The sequence below is a fragment of the Cryobacterium sp. Y62 genome, assembly GCF_002929785.1.
In the GTDB taxonomy this organism is placed as follows: Bacteria; Actinomycetota; Actinomycetes; order Actinomycetales; family Microbacteriaceae; genus Cryobacterium.
This window is the reverse complement of record NZ_PJJK01000107.1, coordinates 41,255-58,658: the sequence shown is the minus strand read 5'-3', so window position 1 is coordinate 58,658 and position 17,404 is coordinate 41,255. Positions and strand designations below refer to the sequence as shown.

At 64.8% G+C, this 17,404-nt stretch carries 17 protein-coding genes and 1 tRNA gene; 6 read left to right on the top strand and 12 right to left on the bottom strand.

Annotated elements, in window-relative coordinates:
* Window positions 1-254: 254 nt before the first annotated feature.
* The gene (locus CXY71_RS10490) at window positions 255-818 is read right to left on the bottom strand and encodes a LytR C-terminal domain-containing protein (protein ID WP_104135563.1); all 564 of its coding nucleotides are present in this window, start codon (window positions 816-818) and stop codon (window positions 255-257) included.
* 84 nt (window positions 819-902) lie between these two features.
* Window positions 903-1,175, bottom strand: coding sequence for a DUF3263 domain-containing protein (locus CXY71_RS10485; protein ID WP_104135562.1), 273 nt, complete (start codon window positions 1,173-1,175; stop codon window positions 903-905).
* A gap of 181 nt (window positions 1,176-1,356) precedes the next feature.
* Between CXY71_RS10485 and msrB the strand changes: the two genes are divergently transcribed.
* The gene (gene msrB, locus CXY71_RS10480; RefSeq protein WP_104135561.1) at window positions 1,357-1,758 is read left to right on the top strand and encodes a peptide-methionine (R)-S-oxide reductase MsrB; all 402 of its coding nucleotides are present in this window, start codon (window positions 1,357-1,359) and stop codon (window positions 1,756-1,758) included.
* Window positions 1,759-1,762: 4 nt separating this feature from the next.
* Window positions 1,763-2,410 (top strand): nitroreductase family protein, encoded by a 648-nt coding sequence (locus tag CXY71_RS10475; protein ID WP_233198250.1) that lies wholly within the window; start codon window positions 1,763-1,765, stop codon window positions 2,408-2,410.
* Between the two features lie 118 nt (window positions 2,411-2,528).
* On the opposite strand, the gene CXY71_RS10470 is transcribed toward CXY71_RS10475, so the two are convergent.
* From CXY71_RS10470 to CXY71_RS10455, 4 genes are all read right to left on the bottom strand, one after another.
* Complete coding sequence (locus CXY71_RS10470) at window positions 2,529-3,527, bottom strand: DMT family transporter (RefSeq protein WP_233198251.1); 999 nt, start codon at window positions 3,525-3,527, stop codon at window positions 2,529-2,531.
* 151 nt (window positions 3,528-3,678) lie between these two features.
* Window positions 3,679-5,274, bottom strand: coding sequence for an ABC-F family ATP-binding cassette domain-containing protein (locus CXY71_RS10465; protein ID WP_104135560.1), 1,596 nt, complete (start codon window positions 5,272-5,274; stop codon window positions 3,679-3,681).
* 135 nt (window positions 5,275-5,409) lie between these two features.
* Window positions 5,410-5,482, bottom strand: a tRNA-Thr gene (locus CXY71_RS10460).
* 107 nt (window positions 5,483-5,589) lie between these two features.
* Window positions 5,590-6,504, bottom strand: coding sequence for a thioredoxin domain-containing protein (locus CXY71_RS10455; RefSeq protein ID WP_104135559.1), 915 nt, complete (start codon window positions 6,502-6,504; stop codon window positions 5,590-5,592).
* Window positions 6,505-6,721: 217 nt separating this feature from the next.
* Here CXY71_RS10455 and CXY71_RS10450 point away from each other — a divergent pair, with 217 nt between their 5' ends.
* Both CXY71_RS10450 and CXY71_RS10445 read left to right on the top strand, forming a co-directional pair.
* A complete protein-coding gene (locus tag CXY71_RS10450; RefSeq protein ID WP_104135558.1) occupies window positions 6,722-7,819 on the top strand; it encodes an ABC transporter ATP-binding protein in 1,098 nt (365 codons plus the stop codon).
* Between the two features lie 64 nt (window positions 7,820-7,883).
* Window positions 7,884-9,194, top strand: coding sequence for a DUF4032 domain-containing protein (locus CXY71_RS10445; protein WP_104135557.1), 1,311 nt, complete (start codon window positions 7,884-7,886; stop codon window positions 9,192-9,194).
* 80 nt (window positions 9,195-9,274) lie between these two features.
* Here the strand turns inward: CXY71_RS10445 and rlmB are convergent, their stop codons facing one another.
* The 4 genes from rlmB to CXY71_RS10425 form a co-directional block, all read right to left on the bottom strand.
* Entirely contained in the window at window positions 9,275-10,411 is a 1,137-nt protein-coding gene (gene rlmB, locus CXY71_RS10440; protein ID WP_104135556.1) for a 23S rRNA (guanosine(2251)-2'-O)-methyltransferase RlmB, read from the bottom strand.
* Entirely contained in the window at window positions 10,411-11,826 is a 1,416-nt protein-coding gene (gene cysS, locus CXY71_RS10435) for a cysteine--tRNA ligase (RefSeq protein ID WP_104135555.1), read from the bottom strand. Before cysS ends, rlmB begins: the two co-directional genes overlap by 1 nt.
* Window positions 11,823-13,157: a 2-C-methyl-D-erythritol 4-phosphate cytidylyltransferase gene (gene ispD, locus CXY71_RS10430; RefSeq protein WP_104135554.1), complete on the bottom strand. Its 1,335-nt coding sequence runs from the start codon at window positions 13,155-13,157 to the stop codon at window positions 11,823-11,825. Before ispD ends, cysS begins: the two co-directional genes overlap by 4 nt.
* Before the next feature lie 93 nt (window positions 13,158-13,250).
* Window positions 13,251-13,733 carry a CarD family transcriptional regulator gene (locus CXY71_RS10425; RefSeq protein ID WP_104135553.1) on the bottom strand — a complete coding sequence of 161 codons (483 nt, stop codon included), beginning with the start codon at window positions 13,731-13,733 and terminating at the stop codon, window positions 13,251-13,253.
* Window positions 13,734-13,906: 173 nt separating this feature from the next.
* On the opposite strand from CXY71_RS10425, the gene CXY71_RS10420 reads away from it, so the two are divergent.
* Window positions 13,907-14,422, top strand: coding sequence for a hypothetical protein (locus CXY71_RS10420; protein ID WP_104135552.1), 516 nt, complete (start codon window positions 13,907-13,909; stop codon window positions 14,420-14,422).
* Window positions 14,423-14,570: 148 nt separating this feature from the next.
* On the opposite strand, the gene CXY71_RS10415 is transcribed toward CXY71_RS10420, so the two are convergent.
* The gene (locus CXY71_RS10415) at window positions 14,571-15,254 is read right to left on the bottom strand and encodes a response regulator transcription factor (RefSeq protein ID WP_104135551.1); all 684 of its coding nucleotides are present in this window, start codon (window positions 15,252-15,254) and stop codon (window positions 14,571-14,573) included.
* Window positions 15,251-16,438 (bottom strand): cell wall metabolism sensor histidine kinase WalK, encoded by a 1,188-nt coding sequence (locus tag CXY71_RS10410; protein WP_104135550.1) that lies wholly within the window; start codon window positions 16,436-16,438, stop codon window positions 15,251-15,253. Before CXY71_RS10410 ends, CXY71_RS10415 begins: the two co-directional genes overlap by 4 nt.
* A gap of 182 nt (window positions 16,439-16,620) precedes the next feature.
* Between CXY71_RS10410 and phoU the strand changes: the two genes are divergently transcribed.
* A complete protein-coding gene (gene phoU, locus CXY71_RS10405) occupies window positions 16,621-17,277 on the top strand; it encodes a phosphate signaling complex protein PhoU (protein ID WP_104135549.1) in 657 nt (218 codons plus the stop codon).
* Window positions 17,278-17,404 lie beyond the last annotated feature (127 nt).

The window sequence follows — 17,404 nt, the reverse complement described above, 5'->3', positions numbered from 1 at the left end:
ACGGCCCATTGGCTGTTCCGGGCCGTGCCGCAGAGATTGCGTTCATTCTGTGCGAGCAGCAAATCCCCGAGAACAAGATGTCTGTTGCAAGTTACCTACTGGTGCAAGTTTCCTTGGGCGAGCTTTCTTGATCCGGGCGGGTATTGCCCGAACAAAATGTGTGACCAGAACGGATATTACTGAAATCGGAGCAGAAGAATAGGGGCTTGACGAATCAAATCATGGCCACTAAGAACACAGCTTTCGCGTTTCGCTCAGCCAACTGGTGAAACGTAGTCGTTGCCGACGACGACGGTCATGCTGGCGCCGGAATCGACGAAATTCGTGGAGACCACGATCTGCGCTCCCGGAAGCGAGGCAGCGACACCGCGGGCGGCGCCTTCCTGGCTCGCATCGGCGTAGTAGATCACCGTGGTCGCCTCCGTGTCGGTACTGGCGTTCCCCGTGGCACTGACCACCCAGCCCGCGGCGGTGAGAGTGTCACTGACGGATGCTGCGACGCCGTCGTTCGCGGACCCGTTGAGCACGTTGATGGTCTGCGCCGGGTCGACGGTAGCAACAGCCGTGGGGACGCCGGTCGCTGTTGGCGGCGTAGTTGCACTGCTCGCGGGCAGCCCGGGAATGCTGGAGAAGTCGAGGTTATTATTAATCGCGAGGATACCGACAGCACCGATGGCAATCAACAGCACGGTGACTCCCAGCGCCCACCAGAATCCAATCCAGCCGCGACCCCTCTTGCCCGGGGCGCGATGGGCACCTACTCGGTCGAGGGCGTGCGGGTGGGTGTCGAAACGGTCTTTCGCAAATTTTTGCGCCATGGTAGTGGAATCCTTGGTTGGCCGGCCGGGCCGGAATCGAGCTGAAGCGCAAGGCTCCGTGCTGGCCGAAAAGCGGGTGGGTGCCTAGTCGCGGGTGGGCAGCGAACGACTGGCGCGTGCCTCGGATCGGACGGAACGCATCCGCTGCAATCGTTTCACCAGCATGGGATCAAAGGCCAACGCCAACGGCGAGTCAACCAGTGCGCCCAATAATTGATAGTACCGGGCGGTCGACAGGCTGAAGGTGGCCCGGATGGCCTCCTCCTTGGCGCCGACGTGCCGCCACCATTGCCGTTCGAAGGCGAGCACGGCCTGGTCGCGTTCGCTCAACTCGGTTGTCGGGGCGTGTTCACTCATTGCTGCGTCCCTCCCCCTGTTGGCTGTCCGTCAGACTCATCCTATTTGCGGGCGGCTGAATGTTACCTCCGGCACGCCCTGCCGCGCTGGGACACGCCGTGTGGAATGCGCGCGAGGCCAAGCGAGTTTAGGCTTAGTAGACGCGGCCAGTGCCCGGTCGCCGGAACGAAGGGATCTGAACATGGACTACGCAATCAAGAAATCAGACAGCGAATGGCGCTCCGAATTGGGCGCGGAGAAGTTTGCGGTACTACGCGAAGCCGGCACCGAGCGCCCCGGCACCGGCGAGCTGCTCGACGAGGGTCGGGCTGGCCTCTACACCTGTGGTGCCTGCAACGCCGAGCTGTTTCAAAGTGGCACCAAGTTCGATTCCGACTGCGGCTGGCCGAGCTTTTACGAGTCGGTTCGGCCCGAAGCGGTCGAACTGCTCGAGGACCGCTCCATGGGAAGCGTGCGCACCGAGGTGCGCTGCGCGAAGTGTGGCTCGCACCTCGGCCACGTTTTTCCCGACGGTTTTGGTACCCCGACCGGCGACCGGTACTGCATGAATTCGCTGTCGCTGAGCTTCACGCCCGCCGAGTAACGCGGTGTCGACGACGGAGGCGGTTGCCAACCCGGAAGTGGCAGGTTCGGTCGGAGCGAGTTCTGGTGTTCCCGGCCCGGACACGACCGGTTCCACAGCGGATACCGCGGCGGTCTTCAAAGCTGTCGCTGAACGGCGCAGTCACTCCAGGGTGACGGCGTTCGCCCCCAGCCGGGCGGAGTTACTTCCGCTCGTGGCGGCGTCCGCGCGGGTGGCCGATCATGGCGCGTTGCGTCCGTGGCGGCTGCTCGAGTTGCGCGGTGACGCTCGGGAGCGGCTCGGAGCGGCGTTTGTGGCGGCATCCGCTTGTGAAGGGCTCGAGGCGATCAAGCTGGCCGGCAAGCCGCTGCGCGCACCGCTGCTGATCGCGATCGTCGCATCGCGGCAGGCGAACTGGAAGGTTGCTGGCTGGGAACAGGATGCGGCGGCTGCGGGCGTCGCGCACCTGCTCACGCTGCTGCTCGAAAACGCTGGCTGGGGGGCGATGTGGCGCACCGGGCCACTGGTTCGATCGGCGCCGGTGCGGGTGCTGCATCGCCTTGCCGACGGGGAAGAGCTGCTCGGCTGGCTCTACGTTGGGGGAATTCCCGAGGAGTCGAAGCCGGGCGTGCGGCTGTCGATTGATCCAGAGGAGTTTCTGGGGGTGTTGTAGGCGATGTTCGGGCTTGCGGTTTTCGTCCCTGGCCCACCTTGGAGCGCCGGGCCCAGGATCTATCATGGGCCCGCTCTTCGGGCCCAGGCGGGATGGACACCACGTTCAGGGACTACCGTTATGCGCGGGCATGACCGGGGCGACGCCAGCGCACCGCCGCGATGACGACGGCCACCAGCGCGAGCGCGGTTCCGGCCAGGGTTGCCACGCCGAGCGGATGCCCCGCGGTGGGCGCGAACAGATCCAGCGCGAGGGCGCAGAGTAGCTGGCCGGCGACGATGCACAGGCCGAGCATGAGTACGCCGGTGGTGCGCACGACGAGTGCAGCCCCGGCGATGAAGATGCAGCCGATGAGTCCGCCGGTGTAGAGCCACGGGTTGTCCGGCAGGTCGAGGGCGAAACCGACCAGCAGACCGTGCACGAACGCCGCGAGTACGAGCGCGACGGATCCGGTGAGGAAGTTCAGAAAAGTTGCCGTGAGTGCGCTCTGCGCGGTGACCCGCACCTGACCGTTCACGGCCTGCTGCCAGCCCTGGGCGATGCCCGCCACGAGGGGCAGCACGAGCAGCCAGAGCGCGTCGATTCCGCGCAATTCGCCGCTCACCGTGCAGGCGACGGCGACCAGAGCGAGCACCGCGCCGACGATTTTGGAGGCGTGCAGCGGTCGGCGCCCACCCGGGCCGATGCCAAACCGGTCCATGAGTACGCCGCTCACGGTCTGGCCGGCCACGACTGCGACGGTGAACAGGGCGATGCCAAGTGGCGCGGCAACGAGGCCCTGCGACAGCACGAACAGGGCGCCGGCCAGGCCGCCGAACAGGTGCCACCAGGACAGGTGCTTTGCTTTCACACCGCGGGCAACGAGTTGGAGGCCACGGCGTCCACGACGGAAGACGACGAGGCCGAGGCTGAGAACGACCAGCCCGGAGCCGAAGGAGATGACGGCGGCGGTGAATCCGTCACCGATTTGATGCCCCAGTTCGCCATTCACCCGCGATTGCACGGCATACATGGCCCCGATCAGCACCGAAAACAGGAGCGCCAGCCAGATCGGCACAGCGGATGCCGCGGGCGCGGTCGGAGCATCCGCTCGGGTTTGTGCGTTGGCTGGGTTCACTTGGCAATACTACGAGATGGGTGCGTGCGGGTAGTGCCCGACCGGACTGCAACCTGCCCGGAGCCAACCCTAGGTCGCTGGGGCCATGATTCATCATGGGCCCAGTTTCCGGGCCCGATCGAAACAGGGGGCAGGGCGCTGGCGCGGCGCGTCAGGCGGCGCGCATCTCGATTTCGCCGGGGGCGGCACCGTCGCTGCCGAAGACCAGGCGGCGGTTGGCAATCTTGTCAGTGAAGAAGCGATCGTGGCTGACCACCACGACAGCGCCGGGAAAGTGCACGAGGGCGCGTTCCATCACCTGAGTGCTCGACATGTCCAGATGGTTGGTCGGTTCGTCGAGCAGCAGCACCGAAGCTCCGGAGAGCAGGCACTGCGCCATCGCGACGCGGGCGCGCTGACCGCCCGAGAGATTGCCAATCTTCTGCTTGAGGTCGGCCTCGCTGAACTGGAACATAGTCAGAAAACGGTTGACCGATTTCTTGGTCGCGGTGAGGGCGAGGCTGCCGGGCATGGCGTTGACGGCATGACTGACAGTGTCATTTTCGTCGAGTTCGGTGAGAATCTGGTTGTACGACACAACGCCGGCGCCGCTGGCCCAGGCGACCGAACCGTGGTCGGCCGTCTCCTCGCCGGTGAGCACCCGCAGCAGGGTCGTCTTTCCGCTGCCGTTGCTGCCAAGCACGACGATGCGGTTGCCACGGCGCACCTCGAAACTGAGGTTTTCGAACAGCACCTTGTCGCCGAAACTCTTGGCCAGGCCGTCGACCCGGCAGAGGACGTCCTTGACGTGCAGGTTGCCGTAAATCTCGGTGATGATCTGGTCGACCGGGCGCGGTGTGCGCGATTTCTTGATGTGCGCGAGCTGGTTGCCGAGCTGGCGGCTCTCGGCCTTAGCGGCCTCGCGGCCGTCGGCGATGCCCTCGGCCTCGAAGGCGAGCAGCTCGGATTCGTGCACGAACTGTGCCTCGAGGGTCTTAAGCCGAAACTGCTTCTGCACGATGTACTCGCCGAAGCTGCCGGGGTATTCGTGTAGGTGAAAGTTCTCGACCTCGATGATGCGGGTGACGACAGCGTCAAGAAACTTACGGTCGTGCGAGACGACGATGGCAGCACCCTTGAAGCTCTTGAACCAGGCTTCGAGCCACTCCACGCCGGCCACGTCGAGAAAGTTGGTGGGCTCGTCGAGCAGCAGCACGTCGGGCGCTTCGAGCACGATCTTGGCCAGGGCAGCCCGGTTGCGCCAGCCGCCGGAGAGCTCATCGATCGCACAGACGCGGTGCGCCTGATCGAATCCGAGGGTGGTCAACGCGGTGTCGATGTGCCGCTTGTAGTCCCAACCGTCCAGCCGGTCCATCTCCTCGAACAGCTCGCCCTGCCGCCCGATCAGCAGGTCGAGTTCAGCGCTGGCCGACGAGTCGAGCGCGATTGCCGCGTCAATCGCGGCGACCTCGGCCTCGACCGCCTTCACGGCAACGAACAGTTCGTCGAGCACCTCGGTGATGGTCTGCTCGCCGTTGAGTTCGGAGAACTGGGAGAAATAGCCAACCCGAATGCCATCTTCGAGGGTGACCTCGCCGGTGTCCGGCGAGACCTGGTCGAGAATCAGCTTGAGAATGGTGGACTTGCCGGAGCCGTTCTTGCCGATCAGGCCGACCCGGTCGCCGGGTTCGAGGCGAAAGAATGCCTCCCGCAGAATCTGGGTGTTCTCAAAGCGGATGCTGACATCGTTCAGCCGGATCAGGCTCATGTGTGTTCCCTCCCGAGGTTTCTACGGCGGGCATTCGCTGAAAAAAACCCCAGCCGTCAGTGTACGTGGCGGCGCTGTGGGACCGTGGCGGCACAGAAAAACCCCTACATCCCAGCCGGGAGGAGGGGGTAAGGGGGCCGGCCACGGGACTTGAACCCGTAACCCCCACTTTACAAGAGTGGTGCGCTACCAATTGCGCCAGGCCGGCATGAGGCCAGGGCCTCGAATAACCATCCTAAATGATTCTCGAGGCTTTGCCGCCATCGGCCGGGCGAAGCGGATGCGACGGCTCGAGCAGCAGCATCCGCTTAGCAGCTACCCGCCCGGGGTCGGGGTGGGGGTCGGCGTCGAGGTCGAGTAGGTCTCGCCGAGGGCCTGCTGAACGAAGGAGGCGAATTCCTTGGGGTCGTCGAGCGAGCCGGTGTAGGGCTTTCCGTTGACCAAAACGGTCGGGGTGCCGGTGATGGCCTTGATCGACGAGTTGGCAATCGGTCCGTCGAGGGACCTGTCTGTGGCGGCCTGAACCCAGGACTCGAAGGTTCCGTCGTCGATGCAGGTGTTGATGCTCGAGAGCGCGGTGCTCACGCCGGAATCCTTGACGACGGCCTTGATTTCATCGTTGCTACGGCCGGGCGCCGATTCTTCGGGCTGATCGACGAACAGGGCCGAGCTCAAGGCGAAGAAGTCGTCCGGCGAGTAGTTGGCGACGCAGGCTGCCGCATTGGCCGCCCGCAGGGAATACTTGGTGCCGGCGGACTTGCTCGTCAGAATCGACACCGGATGAATCTCGATCGTGGCGGCGCCGGAATCGACCCACTGGGCAATTTGCTCATTGTTGGCGGCTTCGAAGTCTCCGCAGAACGGGCAGAGGTAGTCGAGATAGACACGAATGTTGGCGACGGCGCCGGTGGGATCGGGTTCGGAGGGCCGAACGGCGGCATCGGGCTGTAGCGCCGGGGTGAGCGCCGTGATCATGCCTTCGCCGATGAGGACGCCATCGCTGGCCATGTTCCTGGGGCCGGGACCGGCCGGTTTGATCGAATTGACGATGATGACGGCAACGAGAACAACGATGGCGATGCCCGCGATGCCGATGCCGCCCTGCAGAAAGACCTTGTTTCGACGGTCCTTTTTCTTTTGGCTGACGCGCAGCTGCTTGGCCTTGATGCGGGCCGCGTCACGGCGTCGGTTTTTTGAGGGACTGCTGTCGCTGGGTCCGCCAATAGTCATAAAGATCGCTTTCGAGAAGTGAGCGCGCGCGTCAGCGCACCTTTGGAATATTAGATCCCCTGACTGGGAATCGGCCAAACGGGGCGGACGGGCGATAACCGGCACCGGGACATCCGTCGTGTAATAATAAAAGCGTCGTGTGCTTCGGCGCCCGGCGGACAAATCCTATTCACAACGGATCGTCCGGCACGTTCCTGCCGGTGAAGGAGTAATAATCATGGCTTCAGTGACCTTTGACAAAGCAACTCGGCTCTACCCGGGTTCCACCCGACCGGCTGTTGACCAGCTCGATCTGCAGGTCGCCGATGGCGAATTCCTGGTTCTGGTCGGCCCGTCCGGCTGTGGAAAGTCCACCTCGCTGCGTATGCTCGCCGGCCTCGAAGAGGTCAACGACGGCAACATCCTCATCGGCGACCGCAACGTGACGGATGTTCCGCCGAAAGACCGCGACATCGCCATGGTCTTTCAGAACTACGCGCTGTACCCGCACATGACGGTCGCCGAGAACATGGGCTTCGCGCTCAAGATCGCCGGAATCAACAAGGACGAGCGTGCCGCCCGCGTACTCGAGGCCGCCAAGCTGCTCGACCTGGAGCCCTACCTCAGCCGCAAGCCGAAGGCCCTCTCCGGTGGCCAGCGTCAGCGCGTCGCCATGGGCCGCGCGATCGTGCGTCAGCCGCAGGTGTTCCTGATGGATGAGCCGCTCTCCAACCTCGACGCCAAGCTGCGTGTGCAGACGCGTACGCAGATCGCTTCCTTGCAGCGTCGACTCGGCGTCACGACCGTCTATGTGACCCACGACCAGACCGAGGCGCTCACCATGGGCGACCGGATTGCGGTACTCAAGGACGGCATCCTGCAGCAGGTCGGTTCGCCCCGCGACCTGTACGCGAAGCCGCAGAACGTGTTCGTGGCCGGATTCATCGGCAGCCCCGCAATGAACCTGTTCCTCGCGGACACCGTCGACGGTGGCATCAAGTTCGGCACCGCGACCGTCCCCGTGCAGCGCGACACCCTCGCTGGCTCGACCGGCAAGAAGGTCACCGTGGGAATTCGTCCGGAAGATATTCAGATGTCGTCGACCGCCGGAGACGGACTGCAGATTGAGGTCGATCTGGTCGAAGAGCTCGGCGCCGACGGCTACCTCTACGGTCACTCCACGATCGAGGGCAAGCGCACCGACATCGTCGCTCGCGTCGACGGCCGCTCGCACCCGAACGCCGGCGAGACGGTGTACCTCACAGCTACTCCGAACCACCTGCACGTGTTCGACGCTGAAACCGGTCTGCGCCTCGGCGGCGCCGTCACCGACTAGTCAGCTTTTCGGCTTTCGGCTGGAGGGAGTTCGCTCCCTCCAGCCTTTTGGTTAGGGTCACACTATGAGCGGTTCCCTCAATATCACCGCGGCTACGGCCGACCCTGCCCTACTCGACCTGCCGTGGCATCTGCCTTTGGATGCCTGGCCGAATGAGAACATCGCCTCGTTGCCCAAGGGCATTTCCCGGCACCTGGTGCGGTTCGCTCATCTGAGCGGGCGGGTGGTCGCCATCAAGGAGACTACGAACGAGATGGCTAAGCGCGAGTACGACATGCTGCGCACCCTGGCCAATCTGGAGATTCCCTGCGTCGAGCCGGTCGCCGTCATCACCAATAGAACGGATGCCGACCTCGACCCCCTGAATTCGGTTCTGGTCACCCGGCACCTCAAGTTTTCACTCCCCTACCGCGCCCTGTATTCACACGCCCTGCGTCCGGATACGGCCACCCGGCTGGTTGATGCCCTTGCCGTGCTGCTGGTGCGGTTGCACATGATCGGATTCTTCTGGGGCGACGTGTCGCTGTCGAACACTTTGTTTCGGCGAGATGCCGGCGCCTTCGCTGCCTATCTCGTCGACGCCGAGACCGGACAGTTGTACTCCGGCGGGCTCTCGAATGGACAGCGCGAGAACGATTTGGAAATCGCCCGGGTGAACATTGCCGGGGAATTGATGGACCTCGAAGCGGGCGGCCGCGTTGCCGACGAACTCGACCCGATCCGGATCAGCAACGGCATCGTTGCGGCTTACCGACTGCTCTGGAAGGAGCTCACCGGCTCAGAGTCGTTCTCTAGTTCCGAACGGTGGCGCATCACCGAACGGGTCGAGCGCCTCAATAACCTCGGCTTCGACATCGAGGAACTCGCGATCAAGACCGATGGGACTGGTTCGCGCGTGCGGATTCAGCCCAAGGTTGTCGACGCCGGACACCATCAGCGCCGTCTGCTGCGCCTGACCGGCCTCGACGCCGAAGAAAACCAGGCTCGTCGGCTACTCAACGACCTCGACTCCTACCGCGCTGCGTATGGCGAGCCGGCCGCCGACGAGGAAATGGTCGCGCACGAGTGGCTCGTTCGGGTGTTCGAGCCGGTGGTGCGGGCAATTCCCGTGGAGTTGCAGGGCAAGCTCGAGCGGGCGCAGGTGTTCCACCAACTCCTCGATCACCGCTGGTATATGGCGCAGAACCAGTCGCGGGACATTCCGCTCGCCGAGGCCGTGAGCTCGTATGTGCAGGATGTGCTGCGGCACCGCCGCGACGAGGCTACCGTAATGGATCCACTCACCGGGGCGATTACGCTGCCGATCCGGGTGCAGCCCGGCGACGATACCTCGGTCGACCCCGATGATGCCGACGACTGGACCCTCAAGGTTTAGCGCTTTCTCCCAGTTGCCTACTGGTACTTCTTTGCGACCGGGCCCGGGCCCGGTCGCAAAGGGAGATACGAGTGCGGGGTCTACTGCTTGGCGGCATGTTTCGCGGCCTTGATCTGAGCACGGAGGCGGGCCACCTCGTACAGGGTGACTCCGGCGGCGATTCCGGCGTTGAGTGATTCGGTCGAGGCGCTGATCGGAATCGAGACGATCGCATCGCAGGTCTCGGTGACGAGGCGGGACAGGCCCTTGCCCTCGCTGCCGACGACGATGACGATCGGGCGCTCGGCGAATCCGGTACCGAGGTCGGGCAAGGACACGTCGCCGTCGCCAGCCAGGCCGAGCACGAACACGCCTTGCGCCTTGAGTGCCTTGAGCGTCTGGGTAAGATTGCTCGCCATCGCGACGGGGGTGCGGGCGGCGGCGCCGGCGCTGGTCTTCCAGGCAGAGGCGGTGACGCCAACCGAGCGGCGCTGCGGCACGATGATTCCGTGGCCGCCGAATGCAGCGGTCGAACGGATGATCGCACCCAGATTGCGCGGGTCGGTGATGCCGTCGAGGGCCACGAACAACGGCTTGTGGCCGCGGCTGATGGTCAGTTCGAGCAGTTCCATCGGGTGCGCGTACTCGTAGGCCGGAACCTTGAGCGCGAGGCCCTGGTGCACGGCGTCGCGACCGGCGAGACGGTCGAGTTCGGGGCGCATAACCTCGAGAATGGGGATGTTGCGGCTCGTCGCCATGAGCAGCACCTCTTTGACCCGCTCATCCATTTCGATGCGCGCTGCGATGTAGAGGGTCAGTGCCGGGATCTTCGCGCGCAGCGCCTCAAGCACCGAGTTGCGGCCGGTGACGATCTCGTGCTCGTCGATCTGTTGGGCGCGACGGGTCGAGGATCCGCCGCCGCCGGTGTTGCCGGTGCCGCGCTGCGGGCCTCCCTGCGACGCGCCGCGGGAACCGCCACGAGCAGCGGGGCCGCCACGCGAGCCGCCACGGTTGGCGGAAGCATCCGCTGCCGGGCGCGAGTTGAAACCGCCGGCGGCGGTGAAGCGCTCGGCCGCAGCCTTGCGCTTGCCAGCGGGGTGGTAGGGACGGTCTTCGGCCTTGGGCGTGGGCTTCTTACCCTCGAGCGCCTGGCGGCCCTGGCCACCGGAGCCGACCTGGGCTCCGCGGCTGCCCTTGCGCACCGATCCGGTGCGCGATTTGCGGTCTAAGTTCTTCATCAGTCAAAGCTCCAATGGGCACCCGACGGGGTGTCTTCGATGGTGATTCCGGCGGCGACGAGTTCGTCCCGGATTCGGTCTGCGGCCGCGTAGTCGCGGTTTTCCCTGGCGAGGGTGCGGTCGCCGAGCAATCGCTCGACCAACGCGCTCAGGGCCACCATGGCCGGTTCGTCCGTCGCCACGGCCCAGCCGGGCGACAAAGGGTTGATTCCCAGCACTTCGCTCATCGCGAGTACTTCACTACGAGCAGATGCCGCAGCATGCAGGTCTTCGGTATCCAGCGCGGCGTTGCCGGCCCGAACGGTGTCGTGGAGCACACCGAGCGCCTGTGGAACGGCGAGATCGTCGTCCATGGCCGCGGCGAACTCGTCGGGCACGACCTCGACGCCACTCCCGGCGAACCGGGTACCGGCAAGGCGCCGGTCGGCACGGTCGAGAAAACTTTCGATGCGGTCGAGGGCCGCTTCGGCCTCGGCCAGGGACCCGTCGTTGTAGTCAATGGTCGAGCGGTAGTGGGCGGCGCCGAGAAAATAGCGCACGACGATGGCGCGAGCCTGGTCGAGCAGTTCGGCCGCGAACACAGAGTTGCCGAGCGACTTGGACATCTTCTGCCCGTTCACGTTCACCAGGCCGTTGTGCACCCAGTAGTTCGCGAAGTCACTGCCGGCCGCGTTCGACTGGGCCAGCTCGTTCTCGTGGTGCGGAAACCGCAGGTCGAGTCCGCCGCCGTGAATGTCGAACCGGTCGCCGAGGTAGCGGGCGGCCATGGCCGAGCACTCGATGTGCCAGCCGGGGCGACCAATGCCCCACGGCGACGGCCAGGCGGCTGAGTCCGGTTCGCCCTCCTTATGGCCCTTCCACAGGGCGAAGTCGTGGGGGTCGCGCTTGCCGCGCGGGGAGGAATCCGCTGCCGTTTCCATATTGTCCGGCGACTGGTGCGTGAGCGCGCCATAGGCGGCCCAGCTCGCACTGGAGAAATACACGTCGGCCGAACCGTCAGCGGCCGGGTAGGCGTGGCCGCGTTCGATCAGGGTCGCGATGAGGGTCTGCATCTCGGTGATGCTCGCCGTCGCGCGCGGCTCGTAGGTGGGGGCGAGGATGCCGAGGCGCTGGTAGCCGGCGGTGAACTCGAGCTCGTAGCGGTAGGCGAGCGCCCACCACTGCTCGCTCGAACCCTTGGCGTTGATCAGAATCTTGTCGTCGATGTCGGTGACGTTGCGCACGAACGTGACGTTCAGTCCGCGGTAGCTGAGCCAGCGGCGCAACTGGTCGTAGACCAGGGCGCTGCGCAGGTGACCGATGTGCGGGCTGGACTGCACGGTGGGTCCACACACGTACATTCCGACCTGGCCCGGTTCGCGGGGGACAAAGTCAAGCAAGGCCGCAGCCTTCGAATCGTACAGTTGCATGGTCACGCCTCCCAGTTTAGGTCAGGGGTCTGACCCGGCTCTGGTGCCGCAGGCGGTAGCGGGTAGAGCAGCGCCGTTGCCGTCGCCGCGACGCCCTCGCCGCGACCGGTGAATCCGAGGGCGTCGGTCGTGGTTGCCGCGATATTGATCGGTGCAGAGAGGATGCCGGCGAGTCGCGTTTCTGCCTCGGCACGACGCAGCGAAAATTTGGGGTGGTTACCGATGATCTGCACCGAGACGTTGCCGACCTGGTATCCGGCGGCAGCAACCAGGCGCACCGTTTCGGCAAGAAAGACGTCGCCGTGGGCGCCGCTGAACCGCGGATCAGTCGTGCCGAACACGCTGCCGATGTCGCCGAGGCCGGCCGCGCCGAGCAGGGCGTCGCAGATGGCGTGCGCGGCGACATCGCCGTCACTGTGGCCGCTGAGGCCGCGCTCCCCCGGCCAGTACAGCCCGGCCAGCCAGAGATCGGTCGTGCCATCGGCGGCGAAGGCGTGCACGTCGAGTCCGGTGCCAATGCGCGGCGGGAGCGGGGACTGCGGCGGGGTCGCGGCGACCACGTGCAGAATCAGTTCGGCTCGTTCGAGGTCTTCGGGCGTGGTGATCTTGAATGCGAGGGGGTCGCCGGGAATGACGGTGACCGTATGTCCGGCATCGGCGACGAGAGCGGCATCGTCGGTGAGCGCTTCGAACCGACCGTTCTGCACGGCCCAGGCGCGGGCGGCGGCGAGCATGGCGCGAGGAAAGCCCTGCGGGGTCTGTACGGCTAAGAGCTCGGAGCGGTTAACGGTGCCGAGGATTGTGCCGGATGCGGCGACCCGTTTGATGGTATCCACGACCGGGAGCCCCGGAATAATGCCGTGTCCGGTAGAACGCACAGCGTCGACGACGGCGTCGCACAGGCTGGCGGGGGTGAGGGCACGCGCGGCATCGTGCACGAGCACCACGTCGATACCCGGGAGCAGGGCTGCGACGCCCTGGTCGACCGAGTCCTGGCGGGTGCCTCCGCCGGCGACGATCGTCAGGGCCGATGCGGGCGCCTCATGACGGGCGGCGGTAGCGGCGGCGATGGCGCGCGCATCCGCTATCCGGTCGCTGGGGGCAACGACAATGATCTGCACGGGCCAACGCATTCCAAAAATGGAATCCAGGGCGTGGTCGAGTAGGGGGCGCATATGCAGCAAAACGAATGCTTTAGGTTCGGCGTGCCCCAGACGGTTCCCGCTGCCGGCAGCGACGACGATCACAGCAACGGTGGGCGCCGTCACGGCCGAGCGCGTGCGGTCGGCGAGAGCGCCGGGCTGGGGCACGGCCTGCGACACGAGGGGAACAGTCATATTTGGAGGGTATCTATCTGGGGCGGTTGCGGGGCACGAACATGCAAAAGGCGGCACCTCGCGGCGCCGCCTCTCACGAAGCAAAGTTAATGATTATGAAGCGAGGACCTCATCCAGAACGGTGGAGGCACGCTCTTCATCGGTCTTCTCGGCGAGCGCCAACTCGCTGATCAGGATCTGCCGGGCTTTGGCCAGCATGCGCTTCTCTCCAGCGGACAGGCCGCGGTCCTGATCGCGACGCCACAGATCGCGCACGACCTCCGACACCTTGATGACGTCGCCGCTGGCGAGCTTCTCGAGGTTAGCCTTGTACCGGCGGGACCAGTTGGTGGGCTCCTCGGTGAACGGTGCCCGCAACACTTCGAACACCCGGTCGAGGCCCTCCTGGCCGATCACGTCGCGCACGCCGACCAGGTCGACATTCTCGGCGGGAACCTCAATTGTCAGATCACCCTGGGTGACGTTGAGCTTGAGGTAGAGCTTCTCTTCACCCTTGATGATGCGCGTTTTGACCTCGGTGATCGTTGCAGCGCCGTGGTGGGGATAAACAACAGTTTCGCCAACCTCAAACAGCATAGAGATCCCTTCAGCAGAATCTACGATACCACGTCAAGGTGGTGCTATAGTACGCGCGCCCCCACGAGGCGCGCCAACGACATCCCGCTGCCCAAACTCGCCGCTAAGCTAGTCACAAAGCGAATTCTGCAGCGCCGGCCAACCGTCGACCGCTGCTTCGGTATGGAGGTCCTGTGAGAGCGCGCATCGCTGCATCCGTTGTATTGGCGGCTGGCATTCTGTTGGGCACGAGCGCATGCGGATTTTTCGCACCGCAAGCCACGTCCATCGAGTACAACGCGAGCGACGGGGTCAGCGGTGACGTTGGCGAGATCCACATTCGCAACGGTCTGCTGATCTCGACCGACGGAGAACGGGCCAACCTGATCGTGTCCGTCGTGAACACGACCGACTCCGAGCAGAATCTGCTCGTGCAGTACGAGTCCAGCACCGGTACGGTCTCACAAGATGTTCCGGTCGAGGCCAACACGACCGTAACGTTCGGCACCGAGGGTGAGGAATCGGTCATTCTGGAGAACATGAACAGCCAGCCTGGCTCGCTGTTTCCGGTGTTCTTCCAGTACGGCGAAGAGACCGGCGTCGAGCTGCTCTTGCCGGTTCTGACCGGCACTCAGGGTGAGTATTCCACCCTGCTGCCGACGCTCGCGCCGACCGAGACCCCCGAACCGACCGAGACCCCCGCAGCGTAGATTCTTCAGCAAACAGGCCGCCAGCCCCTCGGGGACGGCGGCCTGTCTTGTGCCTGCGGCAGCCTGCGCTGCGTAGCCGGCGTGACGTGCGCGAGTGCGCGCATCCATTGCCCGCCTGGTCAAGCGGATGCCGTCCGTCCCTGACGGCTCAGGCCTCGAAGCGGTAGCCGAGCCCGCGCACGGTGACGAGCATGGTCGGGTCAGACGGAACCGCCTCGATGCGCGAACGAATACGTTTGATGTGCACATCGAGCGTCTTGGTGTCGCCAAAGTAGTCCGTGCCCCAGACCCGGTCGATGAGCTGGCCGCGGGTGAGCACCCGGCCGGCGTTGCGCAGCAAGAACTCGAGCAGCTCGAATTCCTTGAGCGGCATGTTCACGAGTTCGCCGGACACTGAGACGGCGTGCCGCTCGACGTCCATGCGCACGGTGCCGGCGACGAGCGTGGTGTCGTCGTCACCGCCGCCCTGCTCGTCGTGGCGCCGCAACACCGCACGGATTCGCGCGACGAGTTCGCGCGTCGAATACGGCTTGGTCACGTAGTCATCGGCGCCGAGTTCAAGTCCGACGACGATATCGATTTCGGAGTCCTTGGCGGTGAGCATGATGATCGGCACCATCGACCGGGTGCGGATCTCGCGGCACACCTCGGTGCCCGGAATTCCGGGAAGCATGAGGTCGAGCAAGATGAGATCGGTGCCGCCCTGGTCGAATTCGCTGATCGCGCTCGGCCCATCTTCGGCCACGACGACCTCGTAGCCCTCACGTTCGAGCAGGAAACTCAGCGGCTCGCTCAGCGCGCTCTCGTCTTCGACCAGAAGGATGCGTGTCATAGTGTGTCTCCTGCGGCCGCACGTGCGGCTGGTTGAGGCTTCTTAGGGCCGGGTTCGATCGGCTGCGCCGCCTCGGGGAGACGGATGGTGAAGGTGGATCCGCTGCCCGGCTGGGACCAGACGCGAATGTCTCCGCCGTGGTTCTGCACGACGTGTTTGACAATAGACAGGCCCAGTCCGGTTCCGCCGGTGTGGCGCGACCGCGCCTGGTCGACCCGGAAAAACCGTTCGAAGACCCGGTCCAGATCGGCTTCGGCAATGCCGACGCCCTGATCGGTGACGGTGATTTCGACGATGCCCTTCTGCAGGCGCACGCCGACGCCCACGCGCGATCCCTCGACGGAATAGTTCACCGCGTTGGCGACAAGGTTGTGCACGGCCACGATGAGCAGAGCTTCATCGCCGTAGATGCGGGCATCGGACTTTTTGCCCAGAACGATGGTGATGCGTTCCGCTTCTGCGACGACTCGACACTGGTCGACGGCCGCGGCGACAATGTCGTCGACGCTGAGATTCTCCGGCTCGGCGAGCACGTCCTGCGCCTGCAACCGGGACAGTTCGATGATCTCCTGGGTGAGGCGACCGAGCCTGGCCGACTCCGTCGTTAACCTGTTGGCGAAGCGGCGAACCTGCGCCGGTTCATCCGCTGCCTGATCGAGCGCCTCAGCGAGCAGACCAACGGAGGCGATGGGGGTTTTCAGTTCGTGACTGATGTTGGCCACGAAGTCGCGGCGCACCTCGTCGAGGCGGAAGGCTTCGGTGCGGTCCTCGGCCAGGAGCAGCACGTAGCGAGTACCAAGCCGGGCCAGGCGCACCCGAAAGCGCATGCTCGCGTCGCCGAACGGGCCGCGGGAGAGCACGAGGTCTTCGCTGATCGGCTCGCCGGTACTGCGTACGAGCCGGGCGAGTTCGAGCAGTTCGGGATGCACGAGCTGGTGATTCCAGACCAGACCAAGGGTGAGGGCGCCCGGGCTGGTCTTGATGACGTTGTTCGACGGGTCGAGCACGACGCCGGCGGTTTCGAGCGCGTCAAGCACCTGGTCGATCCCGTCGGGCACGGCCGGGTTCACCACTTCGCTGGCGCGGCGTCCGTGCCGTTCGGCAACGTGCAACAGCGTCACGAAGCCAGCCCCGACGCCGAGGCCGAGTGCCAGCGACAGCAACACCAGCCACGTCGATTCCATAACCTACAGGTTACTGACCCTCTGGGGCTTTACTTCGCAGCGAAGGCTGCCGGAGACCTGTACTTTAGAAAGAGTTCAAGACCACGGCACCTGCCGTTAACCTAAATCCGGCATTCTGTGTCGGAGGCCAAGGCGGGTCTCACAGGCCCGTGCGTGCCCGCGCGGCAAGGAAGGACCACAGCATGCGCGACGTATTCCAGCAGGAACTGGCAGAAGTTCAACAGCGACTGGTCGAGATCTCTCGGCTCGTCGCCATCTCGATGGACAAGGCCACTCACGCTTTCAACGAGAGTGACGTCAGCCTCGCCGAAGAAGCCATCACCGAAGACGAGAAGATCGACGAGCTAACGGTTGAGCTCGACGAGCTCGCGATCACCATTCTGGCCCGCCAGCAGCCGGTCGCGCGCGACCTGCGCATCGTCGTGAGCGCCCTGCGCATCAGCGCCTCCCTTGAGCGGATGGGCGACCTCTCGACGCACATCGCCCAGCTGGCCCGGTACCGTTTTCCCGACAAGGTCATTCCCAAGGGCCTGCGCGGCACGTTCGCCGAAATGGGCGCGCTCGACGTGGTCATCGCGAATATGCTCACCGAGCTGCTCCTGCACCAGGACATGGCCCTCGCCGAGACCATTCGCAATGAAGACGACAAGGTCGACGCGCTGCACGTGAGCGTCTTCGACGCCGTCCTCGGCGCAACCTGGAAAGGACTCGCCGCCGACACCGTCGATGCGACCCTGGCCAGCCGGTACCACGAGCGGTTCGCCGACCACGCGGTGTCGATCGCGAAGAAGGTGCAGTACCTCGGCACGGGAGACTGGCACCAGGACAACCAGCTCTAGCCTGCTCTCGGTTTGAGCGAGCGCTCGCATGAGCGCGCCCAAAATGGGCACCCGCTGCGGTAATCGGCGTAGCGCCCACCGACATCGGGCGCGGCCACGACGCCGAGTGCCGTAGCCGCAGAAATTG